We start from the raw sequence: 17,185 nt of genomic DNA, 5'->3' as shown, positions 1-17,185 counted from the left end.
CGTTCCGGGCCGGGGCCGGGTCGGGGCCGTGCCGCGTCTCCGTCGTTGATCTGTCACCATTCCCCGGGGGGCCGTTCGCCGGCGAACGGTGCTCGTTTGGAGACAGTTGCGACCAGGGGACGGATGGGACCGCGCAGTGCGGGGCTACGAACGCCAGGAGAGCCACCGAGCTGACGACGACCACCTCTCGCGGTTCGAAGCCGAGATGGACCGGCTGAAGACCGACCGGGAGAAGGCCGTCCAGCATGCCGAGGACCTCGGCTACCAGGTCGAGGTATTGCGCGCCAAACTCCACGAGGCGCGGCGCAATCTCGCCTCCCGTCCGGCGTACGACAGCGCCGACATCGGCTATCAGGCCGAGCAGCTGCTGCGGAACGCGCAGATCCAGGCCGACCAGCTCCGGCAGGACGCGGAGCGCGAGCTGCGCGAGGCCCGCGCCCAGACCCAGCGCATTTTGCAGGAGCACGCGGAGCACCAGGCGAGGCTCCAGGCGGAGCTGCACGCCGAGGCCGTCCAGCGCAGGCAGCGACTGGACCAGGAACTGGCCGAGCGCCGCCAGACCGTCGAGTCGCACGTCAACGAGAACGTCGCATGGGCCGAGCAGTTGCGGGCCCGCACCGAGTCGCAGGCCCACCGGCTGCTCGAGGAGTCCCGCGCGGAGGCGGAGCAGGCACTGGCCGCCGCCCGCGCCGAGGCCGCCCGCATCGCGGAGGAGGCCCGCAGGCGGCTCGGCAGCGAGGCGGAGACCGCACGCGCGGAGGCCGAGGCGATCCTGCTGCGTGCCCGCAAGGACGCCGAACGGCTGCTGAACGCCGCGTCCAGCCAGGCGCACGAGGCCACCACCCACGCCGAGCAGCTGCGCTCGACCACGACCGCCGAGTCCGACCAGGCCCGCCAGCAGGCCGCGGAGCTCAGCCGCGCCGCCGAACAGCGGCTCCAGGAGGCGGAGGAGAAGCTCCGCCAGGCCCGTGCCGAGTCGGAGAAGCTGCTCTCGGAGGCGAAGGAGTCCGCCGCCAAGCAGCTGTCGTCGGCCGAATCGGTCAACGAGCAGCGCACCCGCACCGCCAAGGCCCAGATCGCCCGGCTCGTCGAAGAGGCGACCAAGGAGTCGGAGACCCTCAAGTCGGAGGCGGAGCAGGCGCTCGCCGACGCCCGTGCCGAGGCGGAGAAGCTCGTCGAGGCCGCGGCCGAGAAGGCCCGTGCGGCCGTCGCCGAGGACTCGGCCGCCGCGCTCGCCAAGGCCGCCCGCACCGCGGAGGAGGTGCTGACCAAGGCGTCGGAGGACGCCAAGGCCACCACTCGCGCGGCGAGCGAGGAGGCCGAGCGGATCAGGCGCGAGGCCGAGGCGGAGGCCGACCGGCTGCGCGGCGAGGCCGCGGAGCAGGCCGACCAGCTCAAGGGCGCCGCGAAGGACGACACCAAGGAGTACCGCGCCAAGACGGTCGAGCTCCAGGAGGAGGCCCGCCGGCTGCGCGGGGAGGCCGAGCAGCTGCGCGCCGAGGCCGTCGCCGAGGGCGAGCGGATCCGCGGCGAGGCCCGCCGCGAGGCCGTCCAGCAGATCGAGGAGGCGGCGAGGACCGCCGAGGAGCTGCTGACCAAGGCGCGCACCGACGCCGACGAACTGCGCTCCCGGGCGAGCAGCGACAGCGAGAAGGTCCGTACCGAGGCCATCGAGCGCGCCACGACCCTGCGCAAGCAGGCCGAGGAGACGCTCGAGCGCACCCGCGCGGAGGCCGAACGGCTGCGCGCGGAGGCCGACGAGCAGGCCGACGGCGTACGGACGGCCGCGGAGGCCGCCGCGGCCGAACTGCGCGAGGAGACCGAGCGCGGCATAGCGGCCCGTCAGGCGGAGGCGGCGGAGTCACTGGCCCGTCTTCACACCGAGGCAGAGGCACGGCTCGCCGCCGCGGAGGAGCGGCTGGCCGAGGCCCGCGCCGAGGGCGAGCGGATCCGCCGCGAGGCGGCGGAGGAGACGGAGCGGCTGCGCGCGGAGGCCGGCGAGCGGCTGCGCGCGCTCCAGGAGCAGGCGGAGACCGAGGCGGAGCGGCTGCGCACCGAGGCCGCGTCCGACGCCTCCGCGTCCCGCGCGGAGGCCGAGGCCCTCGCCGTACGGCTGCAGAGCGACGCCGCCGCGGAGGCCGAGCGGCTGCGGACAGAGGCCCAGGAGACCGCCGACCGGGTACGCGCGGAGGCGGCGGCCGCCGCCGAGCGCGTGGGCACGGAGGCCGCGGAGGCACTGGCGGCCGCGCAGGAGGAGGCGGTACGCCGCCGTCGCGAGGCGGAGGAGATCCTCGGCTCCGCGCGCGCCGAGGCCGGCCAGGAACGCGAGCGGGCCCGCGAGCAGAGCGAGGAACTCCTCGCGTCCGCCCGCAACCGGGTGGAGGAGGCGCAGACCGAGGCGCACCGCCTGGTCGAGGAGGCCGACCGGCGTGCCACCGAGATGGTGTCCTCCGCGGAGCAGACGGCCCAGCAGGTCCGGGACGCCGTCAGCGGGCTCCAGGAGCAGGCCGAGCAGGAGATCGCCGGGCTGCGCAGCGCCGCCGAGCACTCGGCGGAGCGCACCAGGACAGAGGCGCAGGAAGAGGCGGACCGGGTCCGCGCCGACGCGTACGCGGAGCGGGAGCGGGCGGCGGAGGACGCCGGCCGGCTGCGGTCCAGGGCCCAGGAGGAGACGGAGGCCGCGCAGGCGCTCGCCGAGCGGACCGTCGCCGAGGCCATCGCGGAGGCGGACCGGCTGCGGGCGGACACCGCCGAGTACGTGCAGCGCATGCGCACGGAGGCGTCGGACGCCGTCGCCACCGCCGAGCAGGACGCGGCACGGACCCGCGCGGAGGCCCGTGAGGACGCCAACCGCATCCGTTCGGAGGCGGCCGCACAGGCGGACCTGCTGATCAACGAGGCGTCGAGCGAGAGCGAGCGGCTGCGCACCGAGGCCGCGGAACTGCGCGCGTCGGCGGACGCCGAGGCGACGCGGCTGCTCACAGAGGCCGAGCAGATCAAGGTCGACGGCGAGGCCGAGATCGAGCAGATGCGGGCGGCCGTACGGGCCGACCGCGAGCAGGTGCTGGACGAGGCACGGAAGGCCGCCGACAAGCGGCGGGCCGACGCCGCCTCCCAGGCCGACCAGCTCATCAGTGAGGCGAGGGGCGAGGCCGAGCGGATCACGGCAGAGACCGCCGCGGAGACGGAGCGCCTGCGGGCGGAGGCGAACAGCGACGCCGAGCGGCTGCGCGCGGAGGCCGCGGAGACGGTCGGTTCCGCGCAGCAGGCGGCGGAGCGGATCCGCGCGGAGGCCGAGCGCTTCAGGGCGGAGACGGAGGCCGCGGCCGAGCGGCTGCGGGCCGAGGCCCGCGCGGAGGCCGACCAGCTGCTCGACGAGGCACGCGAGGCTGCCGCGAAGCGCCGTGCGGACGCCGCAGAGCAGGCCGACCAGCTCATCGGCAAGGCCCAGGAGGAGGCGCTGCGCGCGGCCACCGAGGCCGAGGCGCAGGCCGACGCGATGGTGGGCGCGGCCCGCAACGAGGCGGAGCGGCTGGTCGCCGAGGCCACGGTCGAGGGCAACTCGCTGGTGGAGAAGGCCCGTACGGACGCCGACGAGCTCCTTGTCGGCGCCCGCCGGGACGCGACCGCCATAAGGGAACGCGGCGAGGAGCTGCGGGCCCGGGTGGAGAGCGAGGTCGAGGAGCTGCACGAGCGGGCCCGCCGGGAGACCGCGGAGCAGATGAAGACGGCCGGCGAGCGTGTCGACAATCTGGTCAAGGCCGCAGAGGAGCAGCGCGCGGAGGCGGAGGCGAAGGCCAAGGAGCTTCTCGCCGAGGCCAATTCGGAGGCGAGCAAGGTCAGGATCGCCGCCGTGAAGAAGGCGGAGGGGCTTCTCAAGGAGGCCGAGCAGAAGAAGGCCGAGCTGATCCGCGAGGGCGAGCGCGCCAAGGCGGAGGCCGACCTGGAGGCCGGCCGGACGGTCGAGGAGGGCAAGCGGGAGCTGGACGTACTGGTGCGCAGGCGCGAGGACATCCAGGCGGAGATCTCGCGTGTCCAGGACGTGCTCGAGGCGCTGGAGTCGTTCGAGGCCCCGTCCGCCGGCAAGTCCGGCTCGGGCGGCGGCTCCGGCGGGGGCGTCAAGGCCGGTGCGACAGCAGGGGTTACCCGTTCGAGTGGCAAGTCATCCGACGGCTAGCCACTCAAAAGGCTGGACATTCTCCAGATCAAACCGGCATCCGCTCGATGACACGCCGCTCGGGCCCCTAGGATTCCCTCTAACACCTCACCGGTCTCATTGACAGGAACCCCATGAGCGACACTTCCTCCCCCTTCGGCTTCGAGCTCGTGCGGCGTGGTTACGACCGCGGTCAGGTGGACGACCGCATTACCAAACTCGTCGCCGACCGTGATAGTGCTCTGGCCCGAATCACCTCTCTGGAAAAGCGCATCGAGGAGCTCCACCTCGAGACGCAGAACGCCCAGGCCCAGGTCAACGACGCCGAGCCGTCGTACGCGGGTCTCGGTGCGCGTGTCGAGAAGATCCTCCGCCTCGCGGAGGAGGAGGCGAAGGACCTGCGCGAGGAGGCCCGTCGCGCCGCCGAGCAGCACCGTGAGCTCGCCGAGTCCGCCGCCCAGCAGGTGCGCAACGACGCCGAGTCGTTCGCCTCCGAGCGCAAGGCGAAGGCGGAGGACGAGGGCATCCGCATCGTCGAGAAGGCGAAGGGCGACGCCCAGACGCTGCGCAGTGAGGCCCAGAAGGACGCGCAGTCCAAGCGGGAGGAGGCGGACGCGCTCTTCGAGGAGACCCGCGCCAAGGCCGCCCAGGCCGCCGCGGACTTCGAGACCAACCTCGCCAAGCGCCGGGAGCAGTCGGAGCGGGACCTGGCGTCCCGTCAGGCGAAGGCGGAGAAGCGTCTCGCGGAGATCGAGCACCGCGCCGAGCAGCTGCGCCTCGAGGCGGAGAAGCTGCGTACGGACGCGGAGCGCCGTGCCCGTCAGACGGTGGAGACCGCGCAGCGCCAGGCCGAGGACATCGTGGCCGACGCGAACGCCAAGGCCGACCGTATCCGCAGCGAATCGGAGCGCGAGCTGGCGGCGCTCACCAACCGCCGCGACTCGATCAACGCCCAGCTGACCAACGTCCGCGAGATGCTGGCCACGCTGACCGGTGCCGCGGTCGCCGCGGCGGGCACGCCCGCCGACGACGAGCCGATCTCCCGTGGAGTCCCGGCGCAGCAGTCCCGCTGACGCTCCCTCCGGCGGTTTTCGACAGGTGCCCGGTGCCGTTCAGGCACCGGGCACCGGTGCGTCCGGCCCCTCCCCGTCACCTTGTTGCCCCTCGGGGTCACCCTGATGCGGAAGGGACTCCTTCCCTTCCCGGAACCCGGTGGCGGACGCTTCCCGGCCCCCGTAGCGTGAACGCATGATCGAGCTCGAGGGTCTCACCAAACACTTCGGCAGCAAGGTCGCGGTCGACCATCTCTCCTTCAAGGTGCGCCCGGGGGTGGTGACCGGTTTCCTCGGCCCCAACGGGGCGGGCAAGTCGACGACGATGCGGATGATGCTCGATCTCGACAACCCCACCAGCGGCACCGTCAGAATCGACGGCCGGCACTACCGCGAGCTCGAAGAGCCGCTGAAGTACATCGGGGCGCTCCTCGACGCCAAGGCGATGCACGGCGGCCGCAGCGCGTACAACAACCTGCTCTGTCTGGCCCAGGCGAACCGCATCCCGCGGAGCCGGGTCGCCGAGGTCCTCGATGTGGTGGGACTGACGCCGGTCGCCCGGAAGAAGTCGAAGGGCTTCTCCATGGGTATGGGCCAGCGGCTCGGAATCGCGTCGGCGCTGCTCGGTGATCCCGAGATCCTGATGTTCGACGAACCGGTCAATGGTCTGGACCCCGAGGGAATTCACTGGATCCGTAATCTGATGAAAGCCCTTGCGCAGGAAGGCCGGACGATCTTCGTTTCTTCTCATCTCATGAGTGAAATGGCCCTGACCGCCGATCACTTGATCGTGATCGGACAGGGCAAGCTGCTGGCCGACACGTCGATGGCCGATTTCATCCAGCAGAACTCACGCAGTTATGTGCGGCTCCGCTCCCCCCAGCAGGAGGAGCTGCGGGACGCCGTGCACCGGGCGGGCATGACGGTCGTCGAGACGGACAACGGCACGCTGGAGGTCGACGGCGCGAGCACCGAGCAGCTCGGCGAGCTCGCGGCCGAGCACCGGATCGTCCTCCACGAGCTCAGTGCCCAACGCGCCTCGCTCGAGGAGGCGTTCATGCAGATGACCGCCGGCTCGGTGGAGTACCACGCGCACTCCACGGGCGCGGGCGCACCACCACCGCCCGGCCTCGAAGCCCCGCCGTCCGGCCACGGCGCCCCCCAGTGGGCCCCGCGCAAAGAGGGAGCCTGACCGATGGCATCCGTACCCGCCGTCCTCCAGTCCGAGTGGACCAAGATCCGTACGGTCTCCTCCACGCGCTGGACGCTGATCAGCGCGCTCGTCGTGACCGTCGCGATGGGCGCGGCCCTGTGCGCCCTGATGAACGCCACCTTCGACGATCTGCCGGACGCCGAGCGGCTGACGTTCGACCCGACCCTCATCAGCTTCTCCGGGATGGTGCTCGGGCAGCTCGCCATGGTCGTCTTCGGCGTCCTCGTCGTCGGCACCGAGTACAGCTCGGGCATGATCCGCACCTCGCTCGCCGCCGTGCCGCAGCGCGGCACGTTCATCTTCAGCAAGATCGCGGTGGCCGGGCTGCTGGCGCTCGCTGTCGGGATGGCGACCAGCTTCCTCACGTTCTTCCTCGGCCAGGCGCTGCTCGGCGAGCACCGCACCACGATCGGCGAGGAGAACGTGCTGCGGGCCGTCATCGGCGGCGGCATCTACATGGGTCTGATCGCGGTCTTCTCGATGGGCGTCGCCACGATGCTGCGCAGCTCGATGCTCTCGCTGGGCATCCTGATGCCGTTCTTCTTCCTGGTCTCGCAGATCCTCTCCGCGGTTCCGGGCGCCAAGGACGTCGCGCGCTACTTCCCCGACCAGGCCGGCGCGAAGATCATGCAGGTGGTCCCGAACGCCATGAACAGCGGGGACTCCCCTTACGGCCCTTGGGGTGGCCTCGGCATCATGCTGCTGTGGGTGGCCGCGGCACTCCTCGGCGGCTTCCTCGTGCTGAAGAAGCGGGACGCCTGAACGGGCCCGTAGCCGTATCTGCTTGGGCGGAACCATCAGGGCCCGGCTATCCTCCTAGCACTTACGGGGGCGTACGGCTGCACCGCCTGTGCCCCGACGACCCGAAAGTCGATGGGGCTGGAGAATGATCGAGGCAGTCGGCCTGACGAAGCGCTATGGCGCCAAGACGGCCGTGTACAACCTTTCCTTCCAGGTGCGGCCGGGCGCCGTCACCGGATTCCTCGGCCCCAACGGCGCGGGCAAGTCCACGACGATGCGCATGATTCTCGGCCTCGACCGGCCGACGTCGGGCCAGGTCACCATCGGCGGGCTTCCGTTCCGGCAGCTGCCGAACGCGCCCCGCCAGGTCGGCGCGCTGCTCGACGCCAAGGCGGTGCACGGCGGCCGCACCGCCCGCAACCACCTGCTGTCGCTCGCGCAGCTCTCCGGCATCCCGGACCGCCGGGTCGACGAGGTGCTCGGCGTCGTGGGCCTTCAGGGCGTGGCGAAGAGGCGCTCCAAGGGCTTCTCGCTCGGCATGGGGCAGCGGCTCGGCATCGCCGCCGCGCTGCTGGGCGACCCTCAGGTGCTGCTCTTCGACGAGCCGGTCAACGGCCTCGACCCGGAGGGCATCCTCTGGGTGCGCAACCTGATGAAGCAGCTGGCCGCCGAGGGCCGTACGGTCTTCGTCTCCTCGCACCTGATGAGCGAGATGGCCCTCACGGCCGACCATCTGATCGTGATCGGACGCGGTCAGCTCATGGCGGACATGAGCGTGAAGGACTTCATCTCCCACAACTCGGCGGACTTCGCCCGGGTCCGTACACCGCAGACGGAGCCCGAGCAGCGTGAGAAGCTCCTCGCCGCCCTGACCGAGGCGGGCGGCCAGGTGATGCCGGAGCCGGACGGCGCGCTGCGGGTGACCGGCCTGCCGCTGCCCCGCATCAGCGACCTGGCGCACGACGCGGACGTGCGGCTGTGGGAGCTGTCGCCGCACCAGGCCTCCCTGGAGGAGGCGTACATGCGGATGACGCAGGGCGCGGTGGACTACCGCTCGACGGCGGACGAGAAGTCCGGGCTGATGCAGCAGCAGCCGATGGGACACGTCCCGCCGCAGCCGCACATCCCCGAGGTGCCGCAGCAGGGGTTCTACGCCCCGCCGCCGCCCCACCCCGGCCAGAACCCGTACGCGGCGCCGGCGCCGGCCGCACCGCCCGCCGCCGCCCCGGCCGAGGCCCCCGCTCCCCCGGCGGCCGCCCCCGCCGACCTGACCAAGCCCGAGGACGCACGATGACCACTCCCTACCAGCAGCCCGGCTCGTACGCCTCCCCGATCCCGGTGCGCGGGGCGAGCCTCGGTGACGCGCTCCTGTCCGAGTGGACGAAGATCCGTTCCGTGCGCTCCACGATGTGGACGCTGGGCGTGATGATCGTGCTGATGCTCGGCATCGGTCTCGGGGTCGCCGCGCTCGTCGCGGCCGCCGGCGAATCGGCCGGCATCGGCGACTCGTCCGCCCTCGGTATGGGCTTCTTCGGTGTCCTGCCCGGCTCGATCTGTGTGATGACCCTGGGCGTGCTCACCATCGCGTCCGAGTACAGCACCGGCATGATCCGTACGACGCTGACGGCCTGCCCGAGCCGCGGCCGGGTGCTTGCGGCCAAGGCCGTCGTCTTCTTCCTTCTGGTCCTCACGATCACGACCCTGGTCGCGGGCATCGTCGCGGTCATCCAGAACGCGATGGTGGAGGCGGTCGAGCCCACCGGTGACGAATGGCTGCGCGCCTCCGTCGGCGTGGGTCTCTACACCGCCTCGCTCGGGTTGCTGTCGCTGGCCGTGGGCGCCATGATCCGGCACTCGGCCGGTGCGATCACCACCATGATCGGTGTGATGCTGCTGCCGCTGGTGGCGGCCATGTTCATGTTCTCCGAGTCGCTCCAGGACCTGCAGCAGTTCCTGCTGGAGTGGGCCATCCCGAGCCAGCTCATCGGCATCTACGGTGAGGCGGCGTCGGGCGGGTCCTCCGGTCCCCTCGGCTGGGAGCCGGTGTGGATCATGCTCGGCCTCTCGCTCGTGGCGCTCGGCGGGGCGTACGCGACGATGAGCAGCCGGGACGTCTGACCGCGCGCTCAGTACCTCGGCGCGTTCCTGGACCGCTGCACCTTCGAGGTGCGGCGGTCCTTCGCGTTCCAGCACGCCTTGTGCCAGTGGCGGCGGTCCTCCACGCCGCCGTGCTCGGGCCAGGCCACCACATGGGGCATCCCGGAGGCGATCTCCTGGTCGCATCCGGGGCAGCGGTACCGCTTGCCGGCGGCACTCGCACCCGCGACGTGGCGCACCGACCACTCCTCGCCCTGCCAGGACTCGCTGCTGCCGAAACCGCCGTACCGGCCCGCGGGGTCGCTCGCTCGCTCGGTGGGCTTCTCGCCGCCTCGGGGGCGGTTGCGGCGCGGGGACACGTGACACCTCACGGGGCAAGTCAGGACAGTTGCCCGTACAGCGTACGGGCCCGGGCCCTGGCGCCGGTCCCTCTCACGGGTGCGCGCACGCCCTGCATCAGGGCCAGTTACCGGAAAATCGCAACAACTTCACGCCTGCCCGTGCCTTTGGCACGTGTCAGGCGTTGTTGCCTGTAGGGGGAGTGACGCGTCGGCCGCAAGGAGGCAGAAGGCGATGCGCGTTGGAACGTTCGTATTGGCGGCCCAGTTTCCGGGCCAAGGACAGGGGGAGGCACTGCACCGGGCGGTGCGTTCCGCCGAGGTGGCGGAGGAAGCGGGCCTCGACGCCGTGTGGCTGGCCGAGCACCACTTCGTGCCGTACGGGGTGTGCCCGTCCGCCGTGACCCTCGCGGCGCTGCTGCTCGGTCGCACCCGCCGGATCCGTGTGGGCACGGCGGTGAGCGTGCTGCCGAGCGCGCATCCCGTGGCGTTGGGCGAGCAGGCCGCGCTGCTGCATCTCACGTCCGGCGGGCGGTTCACCCTCGGGGTGGGACGCGGCGGGCCGTGGGTCGACCTGGAGGTGTTCGGCGCCGGCCTGGCCGCGTACGAGCAGGGCTTCCCCGAATCCCTGGACCTGCTGCTGCGCTGGCTGCGCGAACCCCGCGTCGGCGCGCGGGGCGAACGGTTCGCCTTCCGGGAGGTCCCGGTCGTCCCGCGCCCCGACGAGCTGATCGACGGACCGCAGGAAGGACCCGAGGTGGTCGTCGCGTGCACGTCCCCGCAGAGCGTCAGGCTCGCAGCGGAGCGAGGCCTGCCGATGCTGCTCGGCATGCACTGCGGCGACCAGGAGAAGGCGGACATGGTCGCCCTGTGGCGTACGCACGCCCTCTCCGCGGGACACCCGGCCGAGCAGGTCGCTACGGCCGGGCATGTGTCGGCCGGCGTCGTCCAGATCGCCGACCGCGCTGACGAGGCGGCGGAGACCCTCGTCAAAGCGATGCCCGGCTGGCTGAAGCAGGGCCTGGACGCGCATGTGACCGTCGACGGACGGCAGCGCGCGATGCGCGACCCCGTCGCGTACACGGAGCTGCTCTGTTCCTTGCATCCGGTGGGGCCGCCGCGCCTGGCCGCGGACCGCCTTGCGGCGACCGCGGAGCGCACCGGCATCACTCGCTTCGCGCTGCTCGCGGAGGGCTCCGGCGACCTCGCCACCACCGAGGAGAACGTCCGGCGGCTGGGCACGGAAGTGCTGCCCCTGCTCGACTGACGCTCGACCGTGTCCATGGTTGCGAGGTTCCGGGTCCGATGGTGCCGCCGCTCCGACATCTGTGCACCTCCAATGATGCGGAGCGGCAGCAGAAGACTTCAGCAGTCGCGCAGTTCGGGCGACTGATTGAGCAACTGGCCCCGGATCGAGGTGAAGCGGGCGAGCCGCTCGTCGACCGAGGGGTCCAGCGGGAACACCGCGACGCGGTGGCAGTTCTGGAATGCCAGTCGGACTCCGAAGTGCCGCTGGAGCGCGCCGCGAATCGCGTCACTCGCGAGCGCGCGCAGCAGCTGACCACGTGCCTGCTCGTCCGGCGGAGGCGTCTGGTTGTCGGCGAACTCGCCGCCGTCCACCTTCAGCTGAGCCACCAGAGAACTGATCATCTCCCATGCGTAGGGCAGGGAGGTCCGGACGCAGTCGACGAAAGCTGCTTCGTCGACCTCGCCTCGCTCGGCCTGTTCCAACAGCGCCGGTGAGACGTCGAGCGACATGGGTTCTCCTCTCGCGGCCCCGCATAACGGGGCCTTACGGGCAGGGAAGGAGGAAGTGGACCGAACGACGGCATACCAATGCTGTACGGCGACGCAGAGTGCACGGCCGACGACCTCCCGTCTTCCACGGTAAGTGCGCCGACTTGAGCGCACCAGGAGATTGGGCACACAACCGGCCAAATAACGAAGGGCGCTTCCGGGGCGAATCGCGCGGCGCGGCGTCCGTCGAGTAGCGTTGCGGACCATGCGTCTCGTCATCGCCCGCTGCTCCGTGGACTACGCCGGCCGGCTCACCGCCCACCTGCCCTCCGCCCCCCGTTTGATCCTGGTCAAGGCGGACGGCAGTGTCTCCATCCACGCCGACGACAGGGCGTACAAACCGCTGAACTGGATGTCCCCTCCCTGCACACTGAAGGAGGGCGACGACAGCGTCTGGACCGTCGTGAACAAAGCGGGCGAGAAACTGATCATTACGATGGAGGAGATCCTCCACGATTCGTCGCACGAGCTCGGCGTCGACCCCGGCCTTATCAAGGACGGCGTGGAAGCGCACCTTCAGGAGCTTCTCGCCGACCGGATCGAGACACTTGGCGAGGGGTACAGCCTCATCCGCCGTGAATACCCCACGGCCATCGGCCCGGTGGACATCCTCTGCCGCGACGCCGACGGCGCGACGGTGGCGGTGGAGATCAAGCGCCGCGGCGAGATCGACGGCGTGGAGCAGCTCACCCGCTACCTCGAACTCCTCAACCGCGACCCGCACCTGGCGCCCGTGAAGGGCGTCTTCGCGGCCCAGGAGATCAAGCCCCAGGCCCGGGTCCTGGCGACGGACCGCGGCATCGGCTGCGTGGTCCTGGACTACGACGCGATGCGCGGCATCGAGGACGACAAGCTCCGCCTGTTCTGACGCCGCGCGCCCGCCGGGGCGGTGCGGTAAAGGTGCGCGCCGCCCTCGCGGGCCGGCGCAAGGGTGCGGTCGCGCCCGTACGCCGCGTCGGGGCGTACGGTCCCGCAGGACACTGCGGCTCCGAGGTCACCCCGATGAGGCAGCGCTGATCGCCGACGCCTCCCGTGGGCGGGGGCGCCCGACGAGTGGGCGGACCCTTCCTCGGTGCACCCGGGATCGAATCAGGCGTGGTCCTGCCGGGAACGAGCCACGGCCGAGCGCCACAGCAAGACAGCCGCACACCACCCTGCGGCACCGCGCACGGCCACACCCGGTCGCCGGCGCGCAACGCAAGGGCGGCGCGGAGCCGCCGCCAGGGGGCGGGGCGCCAGCCCCGACCTCGTTCGGGAGCGGCCCCCAGCCCCGCCAAGGCATCAGAGGCCCAGGCCCGATTCCGGGCGCCCCGCGGCCCCGCTTCCGGGCGCCGCCCCAGTCCCAGGCGGTTGGGTGCCCCGCTCCAGGCCCGTCAGGGTTTTGGGGCGCAGCCCGGCCCCGTTTCGCGGGAGGGGCCCAGCCCGGTCAGGCGATGCGCGGCACAGACCCAGTCCGGTCAGGGGGTGCGGGACGCAGCCCCCGTCCCGTCAGGGTTTCGGGGAGGGGCGGGGTGGGGGGAGACCCCCGCGCCGGCCCTCCCGCACCGCGTCGTGTCAGATGATCGACGGCGACGCGGACGCCGCCCCGCCGCCGCTCGTCATCGTCGCTTCGCTCGGCTCGCTCGCGGACGCGCTTCCGCCCGGCGCCGTGGACGTTTCGGAGGACGTCGGACTCGGGGGCGGGGTCGTGGTAGGCGTCGGGTCGGGGGACGGGAACGTCGGCGGCTTCGCGCTCGGCGGAGGCTTCGGACTCGACGGCGGCTTCGGACTCGACGGCGGCCGCGAGTCCGAAGGGCTCTGAGGCCGCGACGAGCTCGGCGACGGGTCCTCCCCCGGTGCCGACGGGCGTCCCGTCGACGCCGGCGTCGTGGCCGACGAGGACGACCCCGTCGGCTTGGCGTCGTTCTTGTCCGCCGACGGATCGTCGGAGACGTCGGCCGTCGGGTCCTCGGCGGTCCAGTCGTCGTCGACGTCGTCCTCGTTCACCGGCTGGCCGTTGCGTACGTCGTTCCCCGGCGGCTCCTCCTGGTCGGAGGTCATGCCCAGGGTGACCACCGTGCCGAGGACCACCGCGAGCAGCGCGCCCGCTCCCGTGGCGACGAGGTTGCGACGGGCGCCCATGAGGATGGCCGCGCCCCGGCCCGCGGGGCGGTCGGGGCCGTCCGCCGGGGTCTCCTGCTGGTGGCCCGCCACCGGTGCGACGACGGCGCGGTCCTGCGACCCGGTCCGCGGCAGCCGCTTCGTCAGCGCCGCACCGGGCACGCCCCTCGGAGGCGACACGGGTCCCGCATCACCCGTGGCGACGGGCGGCGCGGGCACCAGCCCGGACTCGCGGTCGGCGACGAGCGCGAGGGCCCGGCGTCCGGCGACGGTGCCGCTCTTGTCGGCGAGCGCGCCGCGCATGCCGATCGACGCCTCGAGCTCGGCCCTGGCCCGGTCCACGTTCCCGGTGCACAGCGCGAGGACGCCCAACTCGTGGTGGAAATAGGCCTCTTCCGCGACCTCACCGGCAATGCGGGCGGCCTCGGAGCCCATCCGCAGGGCCCGCTCCCAGGCGGCCCACTGCCGTCCGGCGGCGAAGGCCGGCGCCGCGCTGCGGGCGAGCAGCACGGCCGTGCTGGGGTGTCCGGCGTCCCGGCCGGGCACCAGGGCGCTCAGGGCGGCCAGCACGGCGTCCGCCTCGGCCACGGCCCGCTCGGGAGTGACGGAGGGGTGCCCGGCCCACCAGGCGTAGTGCTGGGCGGCGGTGTGCGCGTGGCCGACGGCGTCCTCGTCGTAGCCCTTCTCGCGAAGCTGGGCGAGCACACCGGCCGCCAGCCGGTAGCGCGGGCCGGCCGGGGAGAGCAGTCCGCAGTTCATCAGTTCGCCGAGCGCGGCGTCGGCGTGGGTGTCCCCGACGAGGGCCGGCAGGTGGGCCTGGTGCGGCACCTCGCCGCCGAGGGCGACCGCGAAGCGCAGGGTCTGCCTGGCCGACGCGCTGAGCCGTGAGGCGAGCAGTGAGGCGGGCGCGGCACCCTCGCCGAGCGACGGCAGGGGTACGTCCTTGCCGCCGGCGGCCGCGAAGGGGGCGAACTCCTCGAAGGCCTCCGGGTCGGCCCGAAGCTCGTCGCACTGGCGCAGCAGCGCGGCCGCCTGGACGAACCGCAGGGGCAGGCCCTCCGACTCGAACCAGAGGTCACCCGCCCAGTTGGACTCCTCCTCCGTCAGCGGCCGGTCCACGGCCTTGCGCAGCAGTTCGAGCGCGGCGGCGCGGCCGAGGCCGCTGAGGAAGACCTCTTCGAGGTGCGAGCCTGCGCCGGGAGCGGCGATGTCCGGGGTGGCCGCGACGAGGAACGCGCATTCCGGTGCGGCGTCGAGCAGCTCGTCGAGGGACGCACCGCCGAACTCGAGGTCGTCCAGGACGACGATGGCTCCGATGTCACGCACGAAGCCGGCGAGCGCGTTCCGGTCGGGGCGCAGGCCCGGCGAGTCGTAGACGACCGTGAAGAGTTCCTGGAGCAGCTCGGCGGGTGTGCGGCGGTGGCCGTTGAGACGTACGACCCCGTCGGGCGCGAAGGCGCCGCACTTCGCGGCGACGGCGTCGAGCAGGGAGCTGCGGCCGGAGCCCGCCGGGCCGGTGAGCCGGACGGACCGGCCGCTGCCAAGGAGTCGTACGAGCCGCGCGAGTTCCTCGTCGCGTTCCAGCAGCGGCGGGCGGGGAGCGGCGGGGCCGGGTGGCACGGGCGGCTGCGCGGCGCGGAGGAGCTCCGCGCGTTGCGCGGTGCTCCGGCGGGTCGGGCGGCCTGGCTGCTCTCCCCCTTGGCCGTCGGCCCGGACGGGCCCTCCGGGCGGGCAGACTTCGATCTCGCTGCCGTCGACCGGGTTGATCGTGAGCAGGAAGTCGCCGGAGACGAGCTGGACCGTACGCCTGGGCGTGGGCGTCGACTGTCCGGGCGTGATGGCGTCGCGCGGCGGTCGCACCGGTCCGGCGCCCTCGCCGAAGCTGTCGTTGTCCATGGTCAAAGCTCCCAGATCAGGTTCGCCCGGCCTTGTCGCCGCCAAGATCACTGTCTTGGTGCCGAAGCCGCGTGCGGTGCCTCCCGGCATTCCTGCACGCCTTGTCGCCTCGGTCCGGAGCCCGCCTCACGGGTCCGTCGAAAGGGCAGGCGATCGAACCCTAGACGTTCGCCGCGCATCGCGAAACCTTCGGGGTGCCGCGCGTCCCCGACGTCACGGTCTCAGGAGGATTGGGTTGCTCGCCCTGTTCGTGCCCCCGTCACACATGACGGGACGATTCATCCGTGGCGGCCCTGACCGCCGGCCGCCGGACGGCCGGCCGCGCGGCCGCGTCGCTCCGTACCCGCACCCACCCCGCCGCCGTCGTGGCCGGCCTCGCGCCGGTCACCTTCGGCGGCGGGGATCACACCCGAGGAAGCGATTCCGCAGCGAGGCCGCCCTCGATCGCGAGGATGCGGTGCAGCCGTGTCGCCACGAGCAGGCGCTGCATCTGCGGCGGCACACCACGGAGCACCAGCCGGCGGCCGCATCTGCCGGCCCGCCGGTGCGCCCCCATGATGACCCCGAGCCCGGTGGCGTCCCAGGAATCAAGGTGGGTCAGGTCGAGCACCAGGTCGCCGGCTCCGTCGTCGACGGCCGAGTGCAGGACCGTACGGGCGTCCGCCGCGCTGCGGACGTCGAGGCGGCCCCCGACGACCAGCTCGGCGTGGTCGCCCCTGATGTGCATATACGCTCCCCGAGTGTGCTTACAGTGCCCCGTGTTGGCCCCGTGTCGACTGTGCGGCTGACTGTTCTTCGGTTCTTCTCTGTCCTGCAACAACTGACTGCCGCATAGGCGCAGGGGTTGCTACTTGTAAGCGAACCGATACCGAATTCACCCCGCCGGGTGATGCCGAACCGGTCGATAACGCCTGTGGCGACGTCAGTGCTTGTAGAAGCCCTGCCCGCTCTTGCGGCCGATGTCACCGGCGTCCACCATCCGGCGCATCAGCTCCGGCGGTGCGAACTTCTCGTCCTGCGACTCGGTGTAGATGTTGCTCGTCGCGTGGAGCAGGATGTCGACGCCCGTCAGGTCGGCGGTGGCGAGCGGCCCCATCGCGTGTCCGAAGCCGAGCTTGCAGGCGATGTCGATGTCCTCGGCGGTCGCCACGCCCGATTCGTACAGCTTCGCGGCCTCGACGACGAGCGCCGAGATGAGGCGGGTGGTGACGAAGCCCGCGACGTCGCGGTTGACGACGATGCAGGTCTTGCCGACCGACTCGGCGAACTCACGCGTGGTGGCGAGGGTTTCGTCGCTCGTCTTGTAGCCACGCACCAGCTCGCACAGCTGCATCATCGGGACGGGCGAGAAGAAGTGGGCGCCGACGACGCGCTCCGGGCGTTCCGTCACTGCGGCGATCTTGGTGATCGGGATGGCGGAGGTGTTGGAGGCGAGGACCGCGTCGTCCCGTACCAGCTTGTCGAGCGCGCGGAAGATCTCGTGCTTGACCTCGAGCTTCTCGAACACCGCCTCGACGACGATGTCCGCGTCGGCGACGGCGTCGAGGTCGGTGGTGGTCGTGATGCGCGCCAACGCCGCGTCGGCGTCGGCCGCTTCGAGCTTGCCCTTGGCGACGAACTTGTCGTACGACGCCTTGATGCCGTCCCTGCCGCGGGTCAGTGCCTCGTCGGTGACGTCACGCAGAACGACGTCCCAGCCTGCCTGGGCAGAGACCTGCGCGATTCCGGAACCCATGAGTCCGGCACCGATGACGGCGAGCTTCCTGGCCACTGCGGCACTCCTTAACGACTGTTT

13 protein-coding genes are annotated in these 17,185 nt (G+C 72.1%); 8 read left to right on the top strand and 5 right to left on the bottom strand.

What is annotated here, in order from left to right; all coding sequences use genetic code 11:
* Positions 1 to 136 precede the first annotated feature (136 nt).
* From scy to ACIPJI_RS10490, 6 genes are all read left to right on the top strand, one after another.
* On the top strand, positions 137 to 4,177 hold the full coding sequence (gene scy / locus ACIPJI_RS10515; protein WP_356621048.1) for a polarized growth protein Scy: 4,041 nt from the start codon (positions 137 to 139) through the stop codon (positions 4,175 to 4,177).
* Between the two features lie 113 nt (positions 4,178 to 4,290).
* On the top strand, positions 4,291 to 5,229 hold the full coding sequence (locus tag ACIPJI_RS10510) for a cellulose-binding protein (protein WP_005311808.1): 939 nt from the start codon (positions 4,291 to 4,293) through the stop codon (positions 5,227 to 5,229).
* 175 nt (positions 5,230 to 5,404) lie between these two features.
* Entirely contained in the window at positions 5,405 to 6,400 is a 996-nt protein-coding gene (locus ACIPJI_RS10505) for an ATP-binding cassette domain-containing protein (RefSeq protein WP_356621047.1), read from the top strand.
* A gap of 3 nt (positions 6,401 to 6,403) precedes the next feature.
* Positions 6,404 to 7,183, top strand: coding sequence for an ABC transporter permease (locus tag ACIPJI_RS10500; protein WP_307708328.1), 780 nt, complete (start codon positions 6,404 to 6,406; stop codon positions 7,181 to 7,183).
* 124 nt (positions 7,184 to 7,307) lie between these two features.
* Positions 7,308 to 8,456 (top strand): ABC transporter ATP-binding protein, encoded by a 1,149-nt coding sequence (locus tag ACIPJI_RS10495; RefSeq protein ID WP_356621046.1) that lies wholly within the window; start codon positions 7,308 to 7,310, stop codon positions 8,454 to 8,456.
* Positions 8,453 to 9,280 (top strand): ABC transporter permease, encoded by an 828-nt coding sequence (locus ACIPJI_RS10490; RefSeq protein ID WP_402245559.1) that lies wholly within the window; start codon positions 8,453 to 8,455, stop codon positions 9,278 to 9,280. The genes ACIPJI_RS10495 and ACIPJI_RS10490 overlap by 4 nt, the downstream gene beginning before the upstream one ends.
* 8 nt (positions 9,281 to 9,288) lie before the next feature.
* Here the strand turns inward: ACIPJI_RS10490 and ACIPJI_RS10485 are convergent, their stop codons facing one another.
* Positions 9,289 to 9,618 (bottom strand): ATP/GTP-binding protein, encoded by a 330-nt coding sequence (locus ACIPJI_RS10485; RefSeq protein WP_356621044.1) that lies wholly within the window; start codon positions 9,616 to 9,618, stop codon positions 9,289 to 9,291.
* A gap of 214 nt (positions 9,619 to 9,832) precedes the next feature.
* Between ACIPJI_RS10485 and ACIPJI_RS10480 the strand changes: the two genes are divergently transcribed.
* Positions 9,833 to 10,864, top strand: coding sequence for an LLM class flavin-dependent oxidoreductase (locus ACIPJI_RS10480; protein WP_356621043.1), 1,032 nt, complete (start codon positions 9,833 to 9,835; stop codon positions 10,862 to 10,864).
* 98 nt (positions 10,865 to 10,962) lie between these two features.
* Here ACIPJI_RS10480 and ACIPJI_RS10475 read toward each other — a convergent pair whose 3' ends face one another.
* Positions 10,963 to 11,355 (bottom strand): SCO5389 family protein, encoded by a 393-nt coding sequence (locus ACIPJI_RS10475; RefSeq protein WP_005311822.1) that lies wholly within the window; start codon positions 11,353 to 11,355, stop codon positions 10,963 to 10,965.
* Positions 11,356 to 11,599: 244 nt separating this feature from the next.
* Between ACIPJI_RS10475 and nucS the strand changes: the two genes are divergently transcribed.
* On the top strand, positions 11,600 to 12,262 hold the full coding sequence (gene nucS, locus ACIPJI_RS10470; RefSeq protein ID WP_037773735.1) for an endonuclease NucS: 663 nt from the start codon (positions 11,600 to 11,602) through the stop codon (positions 12,260 to 12,262).
* Between the two features lie 686 nt (positions 12,263 to 12,948).
* On the opposite strand, the gene ACIPJI_RS10465 is transcribed toward nucS, so the two are convergent.
* From ACIPJI_RS10465 to ACIPJI_RS10455, 3 genes are all read right to left on the bottom strand, one after another.
* Positions 12,949 to 15,390, bottom strand: coding sequence for an ATP-binding protein (locus tag ACIPJI_RS10465; RefSeq protein WP_402245556.1), 2,442 nt, complete (start codon positions 15,388 to 15,390; stop codon positions 12,949 to 12,951).
* 403 nt (positions 15,391 to 15,793) lie between these two features.
* A complete protein-coding gene (locus ACIPJI_RS10460) occupies positions 15,794 to 16,117 on the bottom strand; it encodes an STAS domain-containing protein (protein WP_018845393.1) in 324 nt (107 codons plus the stop codon).
* Between the two features lie 195 nt (positions 16,118 to 16,312).
* Entirely contained in the window at positions 16,313 to 17,161 is an 849-nt protein-coding gene (locus tag ACIPJI_RS10455; RefSeq protein ID WP_402245554.1) for a 3-hydroxyacyl-CoA dehydrogenase family protein, read from the bottom strand.
* Positions 17,162 to 17,185 lie beyond the last annotated feature (24 nt).

Origin of the sequence: Streptomyces sp. NPDC086835, from assembly GCF_044745705.1 — a bacterium.
Classification (GTDB): domain Bacteria; phylum Actinomycetota; class Actinomycetes; order Streptomycetales; family Streptomycetaceae; genus Streptomyces.
This window is presented reverse-complemented; position numbering and strand designations above follow the sequence as displayed.